The following is a 21,600-nucleotide window of genomic DNA, read 5'->3' as shown; positions in this document are numbered from 1 at the left end:
ATAAAAAACATAAAAACTAAAAATTATGAGAAAAGCATGGGCGGTCATTTTTATGATCATGTTTTCTATCTTCAAAGCACAGATTATATCTTTTTCTGATCCTCATTTAAAATCAAGGCTATTGGCAGCCAATACAACAAACAGCATTGCAGCTAATCAAAATGGAGATTATATTAAAATAGACTCAAATGATGACGGTCAGATCCAATATAGTGAAGTTGTAGCTGTTGTTAAGCTGGATGTCAGAAGCAGTTTGATCAGTGACCTTTCCGGCCTGAGTCATTTTACGAATCTTAAAATACTATATGCCGCTGAGAATCCTTATGTATCGGTTGATATAGCTTTACCTAATCTGGAAGATCTATACCTTGGCGGTCCTAATCTGAACACCATAAATACTTTGTCATCACCAAATCTAAAATTTCTTTCAATACAAAAGTATGACAAGACAACCTTAGCTTTACATAATAATTCTATTAAGGGATTAGTTGTCACAGGTGGAAATAACCTTCAAAACATTGATTTACAAAACTGTACAGCTCTAAAAAACCTAACTCTTTACTCAGGTCCGGCAGTAAAAAGTATAATCGGTTCCAACATGCCCACTCTCGAAGCTGTGTTTATTTCAAACACGCCTTACTTATCACACTTTGATTTCAAAGGATCACCTAATTTCAGAACCATAAGTTTCAATACAACAGGATTACCTTTGCTAGATCTGACCAATTATTCTACGTTGGAAAACATACTTGCCAATGGTAATTCATTTTCAAGTGTCAAATTAGATGGATGTACATCTCTTAAACAGCTCAATATATCCAACAACCACATACCTACAATAAGCATGGTGGGTACTCCCGCTCTTGAAACACTCTCATTATCAAACAACAACCTCACTTCTGTCCCGTTAGACAATCATCCAAACCTTTGGAATATTGAGATGAAAAATAATCCTATTTCGAATTTGGTTTTGCCCAATTTACCGGCTTTAAAAGTTTTATCTGCTGATTCCAACCAGCTTACTTCACTTGATATATCCGGAGCACCCAACCTTGATATTCTGACTATCGGTTACAATCACCTCTCTAGTCTGGATGTAAGCTCATTAATCAATCTAACGGAGCTTAAATGTGAATACAATTCACTTACACAACTTGATTTATCAAATAATAAAGAACTATCAAGGATCACCTGTCATAATAATCCCAATCTGGAAAAAATATTCATGAAGAATGGAAAAGTTCAACCATGGTATTATCTGAATCTATTTCCCAACTCTTCCCTAAAATATATATGCTGTGATGAGGAAGAGTTTAATGAACTGAGTAATTATACTATTACACACGGAAGTCCCAATACAGTCATTAACACATACTGTTCATTTACTCCTGGAGGAACATTTTACACCATTCAGGGAAGCACAACATATGATAGTAATAACAATGGTTGTGACCCCAATGATCCCGGCAAATCTTTCCAACGTTTTACCCTTACAAACGGCAGTGTATCAGGAGCAATAATTAGCGGAACCTCCGGAAATTATTCTTTCCCGGTACAGGCAGGTACACATACGATCACACCTGTTGTAGAGAACCCGTATTTTACAATTACACCTGCAAGCTACACTGTTAATTTTCCTAGTCAGCCAAGCCCGGTTATAAAGAACTTTTGTTTGGCAGCCAACGGAATTCATAATGATCTTGAAATAATGCTCATTCCTGTAACGGATGCTGCTCCCGGATTTGATGCACAGTATAAAATCGTTTATAAAAATAAAGGAACCGGAATGCAGTCAGGAAATATCGCATTTAATTTTAATACCAGTTTAATGCTTTATAAGGCTGCTACGATCACTCCGACTTCCCAATCCAACGGAACTCTAACCTGGAATTTCACCAATCTTCTTCCATTTGAAACCAGAGAAATTACCGTTACTGTACAATTAAACACACCAACACAAACTCCACCTTTAAACGGTGGTGATGTTCTACACTATATGGCACAGATCAACGGGGCAACAGATGAAACGCCTGCTGATAACAACTTTGCCCTTAACCAAACCGTTGTTAATTCTTTTGATCCTAATGATAAAACATGTCTTGAAGGGACTTCCATTGCACAAACCCAGGTTGGAGACTATGTTCACTACCTGATCCGATTTGAAAATACAGGAACAGCCAATGCTAAAAATATCGTCGTAAAAGATGAAATTGATATTGCAAAATTTGATATTTCATCCCTGATCCCTATGGATGGCAGCCACAATTTTGTAACCAGAATTACAAGTCCCAATGTGGTAGAGTTTATTTTCGAAAATATTCAGCTTCCTTTTGATGATGCAAATAATGACGGATATGTTTCCTTTAAAATCAAAACAAAATCTACCCTGGCCCCTGGTGACAGCTTCAGCAATACAGCAAAAATCTATTTTGATTATAATGCTCCTATTATTACGAATACCTATACTACGACCATTGCAACGACTTTGTCTACGGCTGAGGTTAAAAACAGAATAGATAGTGTAAGTATTTATCCTAATCCGGCAAAGGACATTTTATATATTCAATCTAAAAATGATCTTATTAAGGCGGAAATTTATGATGCAACGGGAAGACTGTTGATTTCAACGGGAGTATCCAAGAAGTCTGTTAGTATTTCTGAGCTTCCTAAGGGAAATTATACCATTAGATTGTTTACGAAGGACATAATTTCACATGTAAAATTCATCAAAGAATAAGAATAAAACCAAATTCTAACAATAGATAAGCCGTGAGTTTTCACGGCTTTTTTTATATCCGATACCCTTTTTGTTATTTGAGTATAATATCAATATCACTGCTTACAATTACGACTTATTCAATTATCAAAAATCACAATAAAAGTAATATTAAAAGCAAAATATACAATCAAAAACACATTATAATGAAAAATATTAAGCAATAAAAATCAAATTATAAACATTTTTCATATATTTACACAAACTAAAACATCACCAAACCATGAAAAACATTTATCTTTTTGTGCTCATCTTTGCACAATTATCTGTCACTGCACAGACCATTAACTTTCCGGATCCGAAATTCAAAGCAAAGCTACTCACGGCAAATACGGGTAATAATCCTTTTTCCTATGATCTCAATGGAAATCCGACGATCATAGATACGAACAATGACGGAGAGATCCAGGTAAGTGAAGCCCAGAATATCTCAAAGCTGGTCTTAACGAATACACTGATTAATGATATTACGGGAATTAAGAATTTTACCAATCTTACTTCTTTTAATGTAACAGGAAATTCATCGCTTACTATACTTGACCTGAGCAATATGACTCCGTTGAAAGAACTGACCTGCTTCAGCAACGGATTGAATACTATCAATATACAAGGTTGTAACCAGCTGGCATCTTTTTCCTTTTCTAATAATGGCGGAACTATCTCGAATCTTGGTTTTTTACAAAACATTCCTCTTAAAAAGCTTATAGTTTCAGCAAATTCACATTTGGAAAGTGCAGACCTCTCAAATCTTACAAGCCTGGAAGATATTTTTTTCGGGGAAAGCTCCAATCCCAATTTCACGACTTTAAACCTTACCAATAATATCAATCTGAAGAAAATATACATTATCAAACCCAATCTTACGTCACTTACATACAGTACACTCAGTAAGCTTGAATATGTCAATATCCAAAAAACAAAAGTAACTTCACTTGATTTTACCTCGTCGCCGCTGCTTAATGATATTTCTCTGGATAAGAATTCGTTACTGAACTCACTTAATATTCAGAATAATAACAATCTGGAATATGCAACCGTTGCCATGAGTCCGTTGCTTACTTCTATAAGTATTCATAACAAGCCAAATTTATTGGGATTAACTATATCCGGAACGGGGATAACAGCATTGGATTTAACGGGATTAACTGCAATGTTCAGTCTGTCTTTAGGAAATAACAAAATAACTTCCATGGACTTTTCCCCTGCTACCAATCTTATATTTTTGTCATTGGGTGAAGATTTTCTTACCAGTGTAGATATCAGTCAGAATCCGAAGATAAGCTCATTAAGTGCTCTTGGTAATTCCATTACGCATGTGAATGCTAAAAACGGGAAATCCAACCTGGAATATTCTGCCGGTCCAAAATCTATGACTCCCAGTTTAGCATATGTATGTTGTGACACCAATAAAATACAGAAGTTTTCAAATATGCTAGCTACCTATGGGCATACCAATGTCGAAATTAACAGTTACTGTTCTTTTGTTCCGGGAGGAACGACCTATACCGTTCAGGGAAATACAAAGGTTGACGTTAATAATAATGGTTGTGATGCCACTGATCCATATAAATCGTTTCAGAAATTTAACATTACGGATGGTACCAACTCAGGAAGTTATATTGCGAACAGCTCAGGAAATTATTCCTTAGCTGTACAGGCAGGTACCCATGTCATCACACCGGTTGTGGAAAATCCGGATTATTTTACGATCTCTCCTGCAAGTATTACGGCAGATTTCCCTACCCAGGCCAGTCCGTTAGCTCAAAATTTCTGTATCACCCCGAATGGAACGTTTAACGATCTCGAAGTCGTTATCCTTCCGATAACAACGGCCACTCCCGGTTTTCAATCCCAATATAAAATAGTCTACAAAAATAAAGGTAATACTGCACAGTCAGGAACGTTGGTATTTAATTACGAAGATACGATTTCAGACTACCAGTCTTCGACCCTTGCTCCTACATCACAATCTCCGGGAGTTTTGAACTGGAATATTACCAATCTTCTTCCTTTTGAAACCAAGGAAATTACGGTAACTATAAAATTAAATACTCCAACGCAGACGCCTCCTTTAAATTCAGGTGATATTCTACATTACACAGCACAAATCAGCGGAGCTACAGATGAAACACCTGCTGACAATAATTTCACACTCAACCGTACTGTAGTGAATTCTTTTGATCCCAACGACAAAACCTGTCTTGAAGGAACTTCTATCGCTCAAGCGAAAGTGGGAGATTATGTACATTATCTGATCCGATTTGAAAATACAGGAACCGCCAATGCCAGAAATATTGTTGTAAAAGATGAAATCGATACTACAAAATTTGATCTTTCCTCACTGGTTGCATTAAACGGAAGCCACGATTTTGTCGCTAAAGTTACAGGTCCGAATGTGGTTGAATTTATTTTCGAAAATATTCAGCTGCCATTTGATGATGCAAATAATGATGGATATATTTCGTTTAAGATCAAAACGAAGTCCACATTAAATGCCGGTGAGAGTTTCAGTAACACAGCCAAAATTTATTTTGACTACAACCACCCGATCATTACCAATACATATACCACGACGGTTGAAAATGTTTTAGGAACAAAAGAAACCAGCAAAAATAGCACTCAGTTTACGATCTATCCGAACCCTGTGAAAGATGTGTTAAACATCAAATCTAAAGAAGAAGTCATCAAGGCTGAAATTTATGATGCCACAGGAAGAATTATCAGATCAATGACTGTAAAAGGAAATTCATTGCATGTTTCAGAACTTTCTAAAGGAAGTTATATGATTAAAGTCTTCACAAAAGATAAAACAATGGTACAGAAGTTTATTAAAGACTAAACCGGTTACCACTACAGGAAAAGGCTGCAAATGATTTGCAGCCTTTTTTTATTTTCAATCTGTATTATTTAGAGTTTAATACTATAGAGGATTAATGCATTGAGTTTTATGCTAATCGTTTAGATGGATTTCTTATGATTCAAGAATCCTTCCCTCTATAAAACTGATAATGTAAGGTATTATACCACCGGTAATCTGAAAAAGAAAGTACTTCCGTGATTCAAAGAGCTTCTCACTCCTATGTCGCCGTTTTGTTTTTCGATGAAGTTTTTTGAGATCGCCAGCCCCAAACCTGTTCCGTTCTGGTGCTCACCCGGAACCTGGAAATACCGGTCGAAAATCTGACGATGGTATTTTTCATCAATTCCATTACCGGTATCTGTAATGCTAAACTGAATGAAGGCATCCTGTCTTTCAACTACAATCTGAATATTTTCATCCTGGTAAGAATGTTTGACTGCATTGGTAAGGAAATTATTCATTACCCAGACTGTTTTATCAAAATCTGCATTCACAAAATCATTATCTTCAAGAAGATATTGTGAATGGATGGATATATTTTTCTGCTCAGCCAGTTTTTCTACATTTTTCACGGCAGTCTCCACAATTTCCTTTGGAGAACATTGCCCGACGGTCAACCGGATATTCCCTGATTCTACCTGTGAAAGATTAAGCAGTTCTCCCGTAATATCCAGCAGGCGTTGCCCGTCTTCGTTGATGCTCTTCAACAATTCCTGCTGCTGCTCATTCAGCTCACCGAATTTCTGATTTCCGAGAAGCTGAACTCCCATTTTTATGGCTGAAATAGGAGTTTTCAATTCATGTGATATGGTTGCTATAAAATTGGTTTTGGCAAAATCCAGTTCTTTAAAAGGGGTAATATTCCGCAATAGAATAACTTTACCGATGTACCTCTTTTCTTTTTCACCGGTTTTAACGATATTGATCGGGATAATATCCTGTTCAAAATAGTTTTCTTTATTATCACGAACAATTTTAATAGGGTCTTTCACCGGATGATCGATATTTTTCAGCAGCTCCCGCATCAGGTCATTATTTACCGCCACTTCATGGGCTGTTTTTCCTATAATATCTTCTTTGCGGAGATTGGTTATTTTCAAAGCTTCATCATTGATCATATAGATAAAATGGTTCTCATCCAGCCCGATTACGGCATCATGCATATTATTGACCAGTGTTTCAATCCTTTTTTTCTCCATAAGCTGTTGGGAAAGGCTGCTGCTTTCATATTCCTGAAGCTGCTCCGCCATCACGTTAAAAGACTGGGCAAGGCTGTTGAATTCCTCACTTCCTTTAAAATGGACCCTTTCACTATAATTTTTATTGGCAATCTGCCGGATACTGAATGTAAGCTGATCGATAGGTTCCGCAATCGTTTGGGGTAAATTAAACAATAAAACAAAGGCAATCAGGAAACAAACCGTTCCCAAACTTACAATCCAAAAAGTAGCATTACCGGCTGTAATAATGGCAATATCACTTTTCCGTTCAATGCCTTTCATATTCAAAGACATGATCTTGGCGAGATCTTCACGGATCAGTTTCTCCTTGTCAGTGCCGGGTTCCTTCAAATAGCTGTTGAAGTGCAGATTCAGATTCTGGGTAGCTTCTTTTTCTCCAAATTCCGTTAAATTTTTTTCCTGAAGCTGGTTATTCTTTTTGAAATCAGCTATGGCGATGGCACTATCTGTACTGATATGATCTAATGCGAGAAGCATATTCTTAGAAAACTCCAGACTATTGTAATTGGCAGTAAGGATTTTTTCTGTATCTGATTTTAATTTATTGATATACACAGACCCAATCACTGAAAGCAATACGATCAGCAAAAATAAAAGGCCTACGCCTAAGGTGAGTTTTGTTCTAAGTTTCATTACTTCTAAGATAAAATAATAATATCTACCTGTCGTTCATTCAATCTGTTCATCAGCGTATAAATCCAGCTATACCCCAACAGACGATGCCAGAATTTTGCATGGGGCTTACCAATACAAACTGTGGTAATATTGTGATCGATTACATAATCCAGAATTCCTTTGTGAACGCTGCTTTCTTTTATCCTCACCACTTTTGCCCCCAATTCCTGCGCTAAATTAAAATTATTAATCAGATACCGCTGCTTATCCAACGCTATTTTTTCCGGATTTTCAGAAGGTTTCTGAATATATAAAACCGTCCATTGGCTGCTGTAATAGCTTGCCAGCCTTGCGGTTTTCCGTATGATCGTTTTGGCAATCTTCTCGTTGCTGCTGATACAGGCCAGAAATTTTATGGGTTTAAAATTCTCGGTCTTGATTTCGGTTTCCACTTTTCTTTCCACGTGCGTGGCCACCTCTTTTAACGCAAGTTCCCTCAATTGCAGAATGTGTCCGCTTTGGAAGAAGTTGCTCAATGCCGTCTGAACTTTTTCTTTTTTATAGATCTTACCTTCTTTTAAACGGGTCAGCAGTTCATCGGCAGTAAGGTCAATGTTTACGACTTCATCCGCGAGGGCAAGGATTTTATCAGGAACCCGTTCTGTGACTTCTATGCCGGTTATTTTTTTTACTTCTTCATTGAGACTTTCAATATGCTGGATATTCATGGCACTGATCACATTGATCCCATTATCAAGAATCTCCAGAACATCCTGCCATCTTTTTTATTTTTGGAACCTTCCACATTCGTGTGTGCCAGCTCATCTACAAGAACTACTTCAGGATGCTCATTGATAATAGCCTGAAGATCCATCTCTTCCAGATTTTTTCCTTTATAAAAAACAGATTTTCTCTCAATTTGCGGGATCCCTTCTGCCATAGCAACGGTTTCTTCTCTCCCGTGGGTTTCTATATAGCCTATTTTTACATCAATGCCGTTTCGTAAAAGGGAATGTGCTTCCTGCAGCATACGAAATGTCTTTCCCACACCCGCACTCATCCCGATATAAATTTTGAATTTCCCTTTTCGGGACTTCTGGATCAGTTCTAAAAAATCTGTTGCTGATGACATTGATTTTATTCTTTTTAATTTTACTTTAAACACTTTTTTCTTTGGTGAAGTGCATCATTAAAACCAAACCGCTAAGCTCGTTGTAACAAAAAAGTTTCCTTTTCTGAACTCATCATTTTTAGCAAAAATAGCATCTTTAGAAGTAAAACCTCTTGCTTCTGTACGGAAGACTACATTCTTCAATACTGCATAATCAACATTTAATGAATATCCAAATGTCTGAAATCCGTCCGGGGTTCCTGTATTGATAATCACTCCTTTTTTGTCATTGTAGTATTCTAATCTACCCGCCAATGCCCATTTCTGGTCAACCTGATACTTCATCTGCACATTGGGACTGTACCAGATATTGTACTGCTCGCTTCCCTTCGCTTTCTGTTCTGCTCCTATATCAAATCCCAATAAAGCAGAAAACTGATCCGTCAACTGAAAGCTTCCATAAAGATCGTGAAAATAACGCATTCTTTTATCTGCCTTTGCTTTATCATTTCCAATAAATGAGCTGCTGTTCAACGTGATTTTATCATTCGGCTTATAGGTCAACTGATGACCGAAAGAGATACTCTGATTTCCTTCCGGTTTTGCAATACGTTGCCAGCCATTCAGTACCAATCCGCTTAAAAACCATTTTCCGCTATCTGAGGTGTAGGAAATTTTAGCTCCTGTCTCAAAATAAGGGGAATTTTCAGCGGCCAAACTTCTGGTCAGGTTTATATTATCCTTGCCAATAGCACTCTCCCAACCAATATGGGAAGGCATGATTCCTGCGTCGATCCACAGATTTTTTGTTTTTGATATTTTAATTCCAATATTGGCTTCGTTTACGTAGCGTAATGCATTTTGTTCTGCCGCCATATTGTCCTGCGCATAGGTTCCCGCCATTAAGGCTACATTGGCACGAAGATTTTCACTCTGATAATTTGCTTTGATTAATCCCAGATTCAGGTTGAGCTCATTATGTCTGTTGTATGAGTACAAGAAATTTTGACGGAGATGGTTACCGGGTTCATTAAAATCATAGGTATAAAATAGTTCCGCATATGCTGAAAAAGTTACTTTATTTTCTGTTTTTAATGAGTCTGATGATTGTGCTTTAGAAAAAAACATTCCTAAGATTGCACTTATAGTTAGATATTTTTTCACGTTAGTTGTAAGGTATGTTAATCATGTCAAGTCTTACAACATTGACATGATTATTTATTATTTTAATTGATCCAAAGCGATATTAAGCTTCAGAACATTGAGTTTTGATGGCCCGAAAAGTCCTAAGAACGGTTTTTCAGTTTGTGTATTGATTACATTTTTGATTTGCTCTTCGGAAAGATGTCTCGCCTTAGCAATTCTCTTGGCCTGATACAAGGCGCCTTCCCGAGAAATATCAGGATCCAGCCCGCTTCCGCTTGAAGTGACCAGCTCAACCGGTACTTTGGCATTTCCCATTTCAGGGTTTTGCATTCTCAAAGTATCTATTCTTTTTGTACAGTTTGCAGGTATTCCTCATTGCTCGGTCCCTTATTACTTCCCCCACTTCCTGCTGCATTATAGTTAACAGTTGAAGGACGGCCATGAAAATATTGGTCTGATTTAAACTCCTGGCCAATATTAGCATAGAACTTCTGTCCCTTATGATTGATAATTTCTGCATTTCCCTGTGTAGGCAGTATTTTTGAACCTCCATACACAATCCCCAGATAAATTCCTACGACAATCAGCATTACCAAAGTCAGCCTCAATGCTGAAACAATATGATTTTTCATTTCTTTAAATTTTAATAGAATAAACTAATCAGTAAGTCGATGATTTTGATCCCGATAAACGGAACAATAACTCCTCCCAAACCATAGATCAAAAGGTTTCTTCGTAGCAGAGCACTTGCCCCGATCGGCTTATAGGCTACCCCTTTTAACGCTAACGGGATCAGGAACGGAATAATCACTGCATTGAAAATAACAGCAGATAAAATAGCCGTTTCAGGACTATGCAGATTCATGATATTCAGCTTCTGAAGTGAAGGAATAAAAGTGATAAACAAGGCCGGAATAATGGCAAAGTACTTCGCTACGTCATTGGCAATACTGAATGTTGTCAGCGTTCCCCTTGTCATCAGCAATTGTTTACCGATCTCCACAATCTCGATCAGTTTGGTAGGATCATTATCAAGGTCGACCATATTACCGGCTTCTTTTGCTGCCTGCGTTCCACTGTTCATAGCAACTCCTACATCTGCCTGGGCCAGTGCCGGTGCATCATTCGTTCCGTCTCCCATCATCGCTACCAGTTTTCCTTCCTGCTGTTCTTTTTTGATATAGTTCATTTTATCTTCAGGTTTGGCTTCTGCGATAAAATCATCTACCCCTGCTTTTTCTGCAATAAATTTGGCTGTCAGTGGGTTATCTCCGGTTACCATTACGGTTTTCACTCCCATTTTTCTTAATCGTTGAAAACGTTCCTGAATTCCGGTTTTAATAATATCCTGTAATTCAATTACTCCCCATACTTTTTCATTGACAGCTACCACCAGGGGAGTACCTCCATTTTCAGAAATTCCGGTTACTGCATCCTGGGTTTCCTGCGGGAAAGCATTTCCGGCTTTTTCAGTCAGTTTTTTTATCGTATCATAAGCTCCTTTTCTGATCCTTGTATCTTCAAAATCGATCCCTGATGTTCTGGTTTCAGCAGTAAAATCAATATATGTAGGATTAGGAACCAGTAAATCTTCGGATTTCAATGCACTCAATTCAATGATGGATTTACCTTCCGGCGTTTCATCTGCTACAGAGCTCAATGCAGAAGCTTTGATAAAGTCTTCCATCTTGATTCCTTCTGCAGGGTGAAATTGGGTTGCTTTACGGTTTCCGATGGTGATTGTACCTGTTTTATCAAGTAATAAAACGTCAATATCCCCGGCTGTTTCTACCGCTTTTCCGCTCTTTGTGATGACATTGGCTCTTAAAGCTCTGTCCATTCCTGCAATTCCGATTGCAGAAAGGAGACCACCGATAGTTGTGGGAATAAGACACACGAAAAGTGAGATAAATGCCGCTATGGTAATCGGAGTCTGCGCGTAATCTGCAAAGGGCTTTAAAGTGAGGGTAACAATTATAAAGGTCAGGGTAAACCCTGCCAGCAATATGGTTAATGCGATTTCGTTTGGTGTTTTCTGTCTTGAAGCTCCTTCTACAAGAGCAATCATTTTATCTAAAAAAGATTCTCCGGGTTTAGTCGTTACTTTTACTTTGATTCTGTCTGAAAGGACCTTCGTACCACCGGTTACGGAACTTTTATCTCCGCCGGCTTCACGAATGACGGGAGCACTTTCGCCGGTAATGGCAGATTCATCAATTGTTGCGAGACCTTCGATAATCTCCCCATCCATAGGAATCTGATCTCCGGCTTCGCAAAGGAAAATATCTCCTAACTTCATCTCGGCAGACATCTTCAAAACGGTTTCCACCTGAAATCCCTGCTTATTATCAACGACAAGTTTGGCGGGAGTTTCTTCTCGGGTTTTTCGAAGCGTATCTGCTTGTGCTTTTCCTCTGGCCTCTGCAATTGCTTCTGCAAAATTGGCAAAAAGAACCGTGAAAAATAAAATAATAAATACTAAGAAATTATAAGAGAAACTTCCCTGGGACTGATCGCCCGTCAGGCTGAACATGCTGACGATAAACATGACAACAGTTCCGATCTCTACCAGAAACATCACTGGATTTTTAAACATAATTTTCGGATTCAGTTTTACGAAAGACTGTTTAATTGCCTCGTTAACCAAATCTCTTTGAAATAATGTTTGTGATTGATTTTTCATTTTTTTGAAAGAGTTTTTATCATTAATCAATAACGACCATCAAGGCAAACCTTATAAGGGGGATAAAGAGATGGATTATATTAAGTGAACGTTTCAGTAAGTTTTTAGACTAGTCCCCTACTTTCCGGCTTCCTTAATGGTTGAATATTGATCTTAATTTTTAATGTTTACAATTATTTTGAGAAATACTGTATCTGTTCTGCAATAGGTCCGAGTGTAAGTGCAGGGAAAAATGACAGCGCAGCGATGAGTAAGATCACGGCAAGCGTCATGAAACCAAAGGTAGCTGTATCTGTTTTCAGGGTTCCCGAACTTTCCGGAATAAATTTTTTCTGTGCCAGTAAGCCTGCAATTGCTACAGGACCAATGATTGGGATAAACCTGGATAGCAACAGTACAATACCTGTAGAAATATTCCACCACGGTGTATTGTCTCCCAGCCCTTCAAATCCGGAACCGTTGTTAGCGGAAGAAGAGGTAAACTCATACAACATTTCACTGAACCCGTGGAATCCGGGATTATTGAGCGTTTTTGTCCCAAATTCCGGCAAGTAAGCCGTCAGAGCCGTTCCTACAAGAATTAAAAAAGGATGGAATAAGGCAACGATCATTGCAATTTTCATTTCTTTTGCTTCGATCTTTTTCCCATAAATTCCGGTGTTCTTCCTACCATCAGGCCACTTATGAATACGGCGAGAATAATAAAGATAAAATAATTCAGGATTCCTACTCCACAACCTCCGTAGAAACAGTTGATCATCATCGCCAGCAGCTCATTCATTCCGGAAAGAGGCATAGTACTGTCATGCATTGAATTCACCGATCCCGTTGAAATCACGGTTGTTGCGATACTCCAATATCCTGAAGCAGCGCTTCCGAAACGGATTTCTTTACCTTCCATCGCTCCCAGGCTGCTGTCTGCACCCATTTTTGTGATTAAAGGATTTCCTCCGGTCTCATTCACTATATTCGGAACGGTAAGCGCAAGAAAACCAACCGTCATTACGGTAAAGATGACCCATGACAGCTTTCTCCTGTTTAAATAAAAGCCTAACGCAAAAACCAATGCAAACGGAATAATCATCTGAGTGACCATTTCTGTCATATTAGTTACATAATTAGGATTTTCAAGAGGATGTGCCGAGTTGGTCCCGAAAAATCCACCTCCGTTGGTTCCCAAATGCTTGATCGCCACAAAACCTGCTACCGGACCTCTGGAGACTTCAATTTTTTGACCTTCCAAGCCGGTTATTTGATCTTTACCCTCAAAAGTCATCGGAGTTCCGTTGACAGAAAGAATGAAAGCAACTATAATACTGATCGGAACTAAAATTCTGATCATTGACTTGGTAAAATAATCATAAAAATTTCCAAGTTCTGTAGCCGTTTTCTCTTTAAATGCTTTAAAAAGAACGGCCATAGCTGCCATTCCGGTTGCCGCCGTTACAAATTGTAAAAACATTAAGTACAACTGGCTTAGATAGCTTACGCCGGACTCTCCGGAATAATGCTGCAGGTTACAATTCACCAAAAATGAGATAGTCGTATTAAATGCTAAATCCGGTGACATGTTTGGATTCCCGTCGGGATTCATGGGAAGCCAGGCCTGGGTCATTAAAAGTATGAACCCGATGATAAACCAGACAAAATTGATGGCCAGCATGGCATACATATTCTGTTTCCAGTTCATCTGGCGGTTGGGATTGATACCTGATATTTTATAAATTAACTTTTCAATGGGCTGGAATATTGGGTCCAGAACAGTTTTTTTATATCCATAGACATTAGCAATGTATTTACCTAAAAGTATTCCGATCACTAATGTAATAGCAAACATGGCTATGATGCCTGAAATCTCTGTATTCATGATCGTTTAAAATTTTTCGGGTTTCATTAAAACATAACAGATATACACAAAGGCGAGAATTGAAAGAAAAAATAAACTCCACATAATTTTATATTCTATCAAAAAATTCAACTGATTTATATAAAAGCCAATACAATACTGCAAACAGCAGAATTAAACTTATAAGCATCATATCTTTATTATTAAGGTTAAAAGGATCAACAATACATACGATACAATCAGCAAACTAAAATTAGCATGCTCCCGTTTTTTAAACGATTTTCTTGAAATTGTCATTTTAAAATATTTTATTCAAAGACTATATGCCAAAAGAAAGTCCATTATTGAAATACAACAGATAAACAACTGAATTACAAAACATTAAAACCAAAATCAACACCTTATAAAAACACAAAAGCCTATCAAAATGATAGGCTCTTTATTAAAATGATAAAATATTTATTTTAATCCGTATTCTTCCAGTTTACGGTATAAGGTGGCAATTCCGATCTCCAACAACCGCGCCGCTTCCGCTTTATTGCCTTTCGTATACTGTAATACCTTTTGTATATGTACTTTTTCAAGAGATCGGATACTTAGAGAATCATTTTCTGAAACAGTTTTTTCAGAATAATGAGGAAGACTCTCGGTATCCAGAGTATTATTATCCATCAAAATAAGACTTCGTTCTACGGCATTTCTAAGTTCCCTGATATTTCCCTTCCAGTCATTCTTTTCCAATATTCTGTAATAATCCGGACTTACCTGAATTCCTGATAAATGAAGCTTATGAGAAAACTGATCAATAAAATTCTTTGCCAGCATTTTTAAATCTTCTTTTCTTTCTCTTAGAGCAGGAAGATTAATCTCAAAAACATTGAGTCTGAAATACAGGTCTTCCCTGAAGTTTCCCTGTTTTATTTCGTCTTCGAGGTTCCTGTTGGTGGCAGCAATTAATCTGAAGTCAGATTTTGAAACCTTTGTTTCTCCCATTTTGATAAATTCCTTTGTTTCCAGTAGCCTTAACAATTTTGCCTGAAGATCAATAGGCATCTCTCCAATCTCATCTAAAAATAAAGTACCGCCATTAGCTTCTTCAATCAGGCCTTTCTTATCTTTCAAGGCTCCTGTAAATGCTCCCTGTTTATGTCCGAAAAGCTCACTCTCAAGAATTTCTCTACTGAATGCCGAACAGTTGATAGCGACAAAACTATTTTTATTTCTGTCGCTCGCATCATGAATCGCATTCGCAAAAACTTCTTTTCCAGTTCCGGTTTCACCCGTAAGTAATACCGCTGCATCTGTTAATGCAACCTTTTCAGCCAGTTTCCTTGCCTGTAAAATAGCAGGTGAGTTTCCTATGATTTGGGCAAATCCCTGACTGTGTTACGGGGAATAATTCTGGATTTGTTATCTTTAACCTTCTCTAATGCCTTATATACCAATGGGATAATCTTCTCATTATCATCTCCTTTCACAAGATAATCATAAGCCCCGTTTTTCATAGCCTGGACAGCATCAGTAATGTTTCCAAATGCAGTCATCAGTATAATTTCAAGGTGAGGATATTTCGTCTTGATTGACTGTACCAACTCGACACCAAATGCATCAGGAAGCCGGACATCACACAACACCACATCAAAATCATACTGCTCAAGCATTGTCATTGCAGAGCGGGATGTAGAGGCTTCTTTTACATTAAAATTTTCTTGGGAAAGGATCATGCCCAATAACCTAAGGAGCTTGATCTCATCATCGATGATCAGAATGTTTCCTGACATTATATTTATTTTGGAAAACGTATACAAACTTATCAATTTTATTTGACTAAAAGCCAGTAATTATGGAAATAAATTTCATCATTACATAGATTTTTAGAAGCTGTTTCCGGCTATCTGCTCATATTCTACACAGAAATAATTGTAAAGGAAGACCATATCAGGAATACGATCTGTAAATAAGTTGAAAATTGAGAATTGAGAGTTGAAAATGATCAATCAGGAATGATCTAGTGGATTAGGGCCTATAGGCTATAGCCTGTAACCTGTAAGCTATAATCTGTAACCTGCTTAGGTATAAAGCAAAAAAAGTCTCATACATTGCTGTATGAGACTTTTTAAAAATAAAATAAAAACTGGCGGCGGCCTACTCTCCCGCGTTAGCAGTACCATCGGCGCTGGTGGGCTTAACTTCTGTGTTCGGAATGGGAACAGGTGAGCCCCACCGCTAAAACCACCCTAAAGGTTGTATATAAGATGTCAGAAGTAAGACTTCAGATGTCAGACCAATGCCTGAGATCTGAGAGATCATCTCTGATATCTGTTTTAAGCGATAAAAACTTTCACAAAGAGCTAACCTTGCTGCACTTTCTTGTGCGCCTTATCAGGCTATAAATCTACGGGTAATTAGTACTACTCGGCTATGACATTACTGCCTTTACACCTGTAGCCTATCAACGTCGTCATCTCCAACGACCCTTAAAAGATGTCTCATCTTGAGGCGAGTTTCGCACTTATATGCCTTCAGTGCTTATCTCTTCCAAACGTAGCTACTCAGCAGTGCACCTGGCGGTACAACTGATACACCAGAGGTTTGTTCAATTCGGTCCTCTCGTACTAGAATCAAGCCCTCTCAAACATCTAACGCCCGCAATAGATAGAGACCGAACTGTCTCACGACGTTCTGAACCCAGCTCGCGTGCCACTTTAATGGGCGAACAGCCCAACCCTTGGGACCTTCTCCAGCCCCAGGATGTGACGAGCCGACATCGAGGTGCCGAACCTCCCCGTCGATGTGAGCTCTTGGGGGAGACTAGCCTGTTATCCCCGGAGTACCTTTTATCCTATGAGCGATGGCCCTTCCATACGGAACCACCGGATCACTATGTCCTGCTTTCGCACCTGATCGACTTGTTGGTCTCACAGTCAAGCACCCTTATGCCATTACACTCTACGCACGGTTACCAAGCGTGCTGAGGGTACCTTTGAAAGCCTCCGTTACTCTTTTGGAGGCGACCACCCCAGTCAAACTACCCACCACGCAATGTCCTTCTGAAAGAAGTTAGGCTCCAAGTAAGTAAAGGGTGGTATTTCAACGTCGGCTCCACCAACACTAGCGTGCCAGCTTCAAAGCCTCCCACCTATCCTACACATTACTTACTCAAAGTCAATACGAAGTTATAGTAAAGGTTCACAGGGTCTTTTCGTCCCATTGCGGGTAATCGGCATCTTCACCGATACTACAATTTCACAGAGCTCATGGTTGAGACAGTGCCCAGATCGTTACACCATTCGTGCAGGTCGGAACTTACCCGACAAGGAATTTCGCTACCTTAGGACCGTTATAGTTACGGCCGCCGTTTACTGGGGCTTCAGTCAATGCCTTCGCTTACGCTAAGCACCTTCCTTAACCTTCCAGCACCGGGCAGGTGTCAGACCCTATACTGCATCTTTCGATTTTGCAGAGTCCTGTGTTTTTGATAAACAGTCGCCTGGGCCTCTTTACTGCGGCCACCATTGCTGATGGCGTCTCTTCTCCCGAAGTTACGAGACTATTTTGCCTAGTTCCTTAACCATGATTCACTCTAGCACCTTAGGATTCTCTCCTCGACTACCTGTGTCGGTTTTGGTACGGGTTGCTTCACTTCGGCTTTTCTTGGAAGCACTTTCCCTACAGCAGCTTCGCCCGAAGGCTAGGCCTTGACTATTCCGTCAGTCTCCAGTAAGTACGGCACTCCGTCCCCTTTTTAGTGTGAGCAAGTATGGGAATATTAACCCATTGTCCATCCACTACCCCTTTCGGGTTCGCGTTAGGTCCCGACTAACCCTCAGCTGATTAGCATGGCTGAGGAAACCTTAGTCTTTCGGTGAGCAGGTTTCTCGCCTGCTTTATCGTTACTTATGCCTACATTTTCTTTTCTATCCGCTCCACAATACCTCACAGTACTGCTTCGGCGCAAATAGAATGCTCTCCTACCAGATGTATCTTAAATACAAATCCATAGCTTCGGTAATATGTTTATGCCCGATTATTATCCATGCCGGACCGCTCGACTAGTGAGCTGTTACGCACTCTTTAAATGAATGGCTGCTTCCAAGCCAACATCCTAGCTGTCAATGCAGTCCAACCGCGTTGCTTCAACTTAACATATATTTGGGGACCTTAGCTGTTGGTCTGGGTTCTTTCCCTCTCGGACATGGACCTTAGCACCCATGCCCTCACTGCCGTAGAACATTTATTAGCATTCGGAGTTTGTCAGGAATTGGTAGGCGGTGAAACCCCCGCATCCAATCAGTAGCTCTACCTCTAATAAACTTATATACGACGCTGCACCTAAATGCATTTCGGAGAGTACGAGCTATCTCCCAGTTTGATTGGCCTTTCACCCCTACCCACAGGTCATCCGAAGACTTTTCAACGTCAACCGGTTCGGTCCTCCACTCTGTGTTACCAGAGCTTCAACCTGCCCATGGGTAGATCACAAGGTTTCGCGTCTAATCCTACTAACTATGCGCCCTATTCAGACTCGCTTTCGCTCCGGCTCCGGTACTTAATACCTTAACCTCGCTAGTAAAATTAACTCGTAGGCTCATTATGCAAAAGGCACGCCGTCACAGCATTACGCTGCTCCGACCGCTTGTAGGCGTACGGTTTCAGGTTCTATTTCACCCTTCTATTCGAAGTGCTTTTCACCTTTCCTTCACAGTACTTGTTCACTATCGGTCTTTCAGGAGTATTTAGCCTTGGAGGATGGTCCCCCCATATTCAGACAGGATTTCACGTGTCCCGCCCTACTCATTTATCATCTTAATATACCTTTCGAATACCGGGCTATCACCGTCTATGGCTGTTCTTTCCAGAACATTCTTCTAAATATAAAAAGACTTTTGGGCTAATCCGCTTTCGCTCGCCACTACTTACGGAATCTCTTCGATTTCTTTTCCTCCGGGTACTTAGATGTTTCAGTTCTCCGGGTTTGCTTCCCCTAAGGGATGACATGTCTTCAACATGCCGGGTTGCCCCATTCGGACATCTGCGGATCAATTCGTGTGTGCCAATCCCCGCAGCTTTTCGCAGCTTACCACGTCCTTCTTCGCCTCTGAAAGCCTAGGCATCCGCCATACGCCCTTAACGATTTCTTTCCTAATAATTATATTAGTTTAGTTTTGTCATTAGCATTCAATGCTAATTAATATTTTTAAACTTCGCACTCGAAAGTGCTCGGTTATCTCTTTGTGATGTCTTTACCGTTAATGTCAATGATCTTAATTGCTTCTTGCTCGTCTGATAAACAGATGTTGTTTTTGGCTCCATCCGTAACTTTTAAATCAAACTCACAAAACTGTGGAGAATAAGGGAGTCGAACCCTTGACCTCCTGCGTGCAAGGCAGGCGCTCTAGCCAGCTGAGCTAATTCCCCGCTAGTAGACTTCAGATATCAGATCCCAGATCTCAGACTTAAATGTCTGATGTCTCATATCTGATGTCTTCCCGTCTTTTAATTAGTAGTCTCGGGCAGGCTCGAACTGCCGACCTCTACATTATCAGTGTAGCGCTCTAACCAGCTGAGCTACGAGACTGTCTTTTTAGACTTACAGATCCTAGATGCTAGATACAAGACTTTCATTCGTCTTGGTTCTTCGCTCTGGGCTCTTGTATCTCAATCCCTTTACTAATTTCTAGTGGGTTTTGTATTGTTATATATCAACCAAATAAAAACTAAAGCCTGAACTTTAAGTAAGTACTGTATCTTGCGATACTAATTTTTTTATCGTCTTTAAGACGCTCTAAAATGAGATGTTCCAGCCGCACCTTCCGGTACGGCTACCTTGTTACGACTTAGCCCTAGTTACCTGTTTTACCCTAGGCAGCTCCTGTTACGGTCACCGACTTCAGGTACCCCAGACTTCCATGGCTTGACGGGCGGTGTGTACAAGGCCCGGGAACGTATTCACCGCGCCATGGCTGATGCGCGATTACTAGCGATTCCAGCTTCATAGAGTCGAGTTGCAGACTCCAATCCGAACTGAGACCGGCTTTCGAGATTTGCATCACATCGCTGTGTAGCTGCCCTCTGTACCGGCCATTGTATTACGTGTGTGGCCCAAGGCGTAAGGGCCGTGATGATTTGACGTCATCCCCACCTTCCTCTCTACTTGCGTAGGCAGTCTCACTAGAGTCCCCAACTTAATGATGGCAACTAGTGACAGGGGTTGCGCTCGTTGCAGGACTTAACCTAACACCTCACGGCACGAGCTGACGACAACCATGCAGCACCTTGAAAAATGTCCGAAGAAAAGTCTATTTCTAAACCTGTCATTTCCCATTTAAGCCTTGGTAAGGTTCCTCGCGTATCATCGAATTAAACCACATAATCCACCGCTTGTGCGGGCCCCCGTCAATTCCTTTGAGTTTCAAACTTGCGTTCGTACTCCCCAGGTGGCTAACTTATCACTTTCGCTTAGTCTCTGAACCCGAAAGCCCAAAAACGAGTTAGCATCGTTTACGGCGTGGACTACCAGGGTATCTAATCCTGTTCGCTCCCCACGCTTTCGTCCATCAGCGTCAGTTGTTGCTTAGTAACCTGCCTTCGCAATTGGTGTTCTAAGTAATATCTATGCATTTCACCGCTACACTACTTATTCCAGCTACTTCAACAACACTCAAGACCTGCAGTATCAATGGCAGTTTCACAGTTAAGCTGTGAGATTTCACCACTGACTTACAGATCCGCCTACGGACCCTTTAAACCCAATAAATCCGGATAACGCTTGCACCCTCCGTATTACCGCGGCTGCTGGCACGGAGTTAGCCGGTGCTTATTCGTATAGTACCTTCAGCTACTCTCACGAGAGTAGGTTTATCCCTATACAAAAGAAGTTTACAACCCATAGGGCCGTCGTCCTTCACGCGGGATGGCTGGATCAGGCTCTCACCCATTGTCCAATATTCCTCACTGCTGCCTCCCGTAGGAGTCTGGTCCGTGTCTCAGTACCAGTGTGGGGGATCACCCTCTCAGGCCCCCTAAAGATCGCAGACTTGGTGAGCCGTTACCTCACCAACTATCTAATCTTGCGCGTGCCCATCTCTATCCACCGGAGTTTTCAATGTCGAATGATGCCATCCAACATATTATGGGGTATTAATCTTCCTTTCGAAAGGCTATCCCCCAGATAAAGGCAGGTTGCACACGTGTTCCGCACCCGTACGCCGCTCTCAAGATCCCGAAAGATCTCTACCGCTCGGCTTGCATGTGTTAGGCCTCCCGCTAGCGTTCATCCTGAGCCAGGATCAAACTCTCCATTGTATGTTTGTCTGACTCAC

5 protein-coding genes, 2 tRNA genes, 3 rRNA genes and 4 pseudogenes are annotated in these 21,600 nt (G+C 40.1%); 2 read left to right on the top strand and 12 right to left on the bottom strand.

What is annotated here, in order from left to right; all coding sequences use genetic code 11:
- Positions 1-25 precede the first annotated feature (25 nt).
- Positions 26-2,737 (top strand): T9SS type A sorting domain-containing protein, encoded by a 2,712-nt coding sequence (locus tag H3Z85_13165; GenBank protein ID QPQ50439.1) that lies wholly within the window; start codon positions 26-28, stop codon positions 2,735-2,737.
- Positions 2,738-2,999: 262 nt separating this feature from the next.
- Entirely contained in the window at positions 3,000-5,615 is a 2,616-nt protein-coding gene (locus tag H3Z85_13160; GenBank protein QPQ50438.1) for a T9SS type A sorting domain-containing protein, read from the top strand.
- A 179-nt stretch (positions 5,616-5,794) separates the two neighbouring features.
- On the opposite strand, the gene H3Z85_13155 is transcribed toward H3Z85_13160, so the two are convergent.
- The 12 genes and pseudogenes from H3Z85_13155 to H3Z85_13100 form a co-directional block, all read right to left on the bottom strand.
- Positions 5,795-7,510, bottom strand: coding sequence for a PAS domain-containing protein (locus tag H3Z85_13155; GenBank protein QPQ50437.1), 1,716 nt, complete (start codon positions 7,508-7,510; stop codon positions 5,795-5,797).
- Between the two features lie 5 nt (positions 7,511-7,515).
- Positions 7,516-8,624 (bottom strand): annotated as a pseudogene (locus H3Z85_13150) (sensor protein KdpD).
- Between the two features lie 57 nt (positions 8,625-8,681).
- On the bottom strand, positions 8,682-9,731 hold the full coding sequence (locus H3Z85_13145) for a porin (protein QPQ53895.1): 1,050 nt from the start codon (positions 9,729-9,731) through the stop codon (positions 8,682-8,684).
- Positions 9,732-9,824: 93 nt separating this feature from the next.
- Positions 9,825-10,381: pseudogene (kdpC, locus tag H3Z85_13140) on the bottom strand (K(+)-transporting ATPase subunit C).
- An 11-nt stretch (positions 10,382-10,392) separates the two neighbouring features.
- Positions 10,393-12,432 (bottom strand): potassium-transporting ATPase subunit KdpB, encoded by a 2,040-nt coding sequence (gene kdpB, locus H3Z85_13135; protein ID QPQ50436.1) that lies wholly within the window; start codon positions 12,430-12,432, stop codon positions 10,393-10,395.
- A gap of 173 nt (positions 12,433-12,605) precedes the next feature.
- Positions 12,606-14,299: pseudogene (kdpA, locus tag H3Z85_13130) on the bottom strand (potassium-transporting ATPase subunit KdpA).
- A 438-nt stretch (positions 14,300-14,737) separates the two neighbouring features.
- Positions 14,738-16,059 (bottom strand): annotated as a pseudogene (locus H3Z85_13125) (sigma-54-dependent Fis family transcriptional regulator).
- Between the two features lie 351 nt (positions 16,060-16,410).
- A 5S ribosomal RNA gene (gene rrf / locus H3Z85_13120) occupies positions 16,411-16,518 on the bottom strand.
- Between the two features lie 144 nt (positions 16,519-16,662).
- Positions 16,663-19,419, bottom strand: a 23S ribosomal RNA gene (locus H3Z85_13115).
- 203 nt (positions 19,420-19,622) lie between these two features.
- Positions 19,623-19,696 (bottom strand) — tRNA-Ala (locus H3Z85_13110).
- Between the two features lie 86 nt (positions 19,697-19,782).
- Positions 19,783-19,856 (bottom strand) — tRNA-Ile (locus H3Z85_13105).
- Between the two features lie 206 nt (positions 19,857-20,062).
- Positions 20,063-21,583: ribosomal RNA gene (locus tag H3Z85_13100) — 16S ribosomal RNA — on the bottom strand.
- Together the 16S, 23S and 5S rRNA genes with 2 tRNA genes alongside form the textbook arrangement of a ribosomal RNA operon.
- Positions 21,584-21,600 lie beyond the last annotated feature (17 nt).

Source organism: Chryseobacterium indologenes (assembly GCA_016025055.1).
GTDB classification, from domain to species: Bacteria; Bacteroidota; Bacteroidia; order Flavobacteriales; family Weeksellaceae; genus Chryseobacterium; species Chryseobacterium indologenes.
This window is presented reverse-complemented; position numbering and strand designations above follow the sequence as displayed.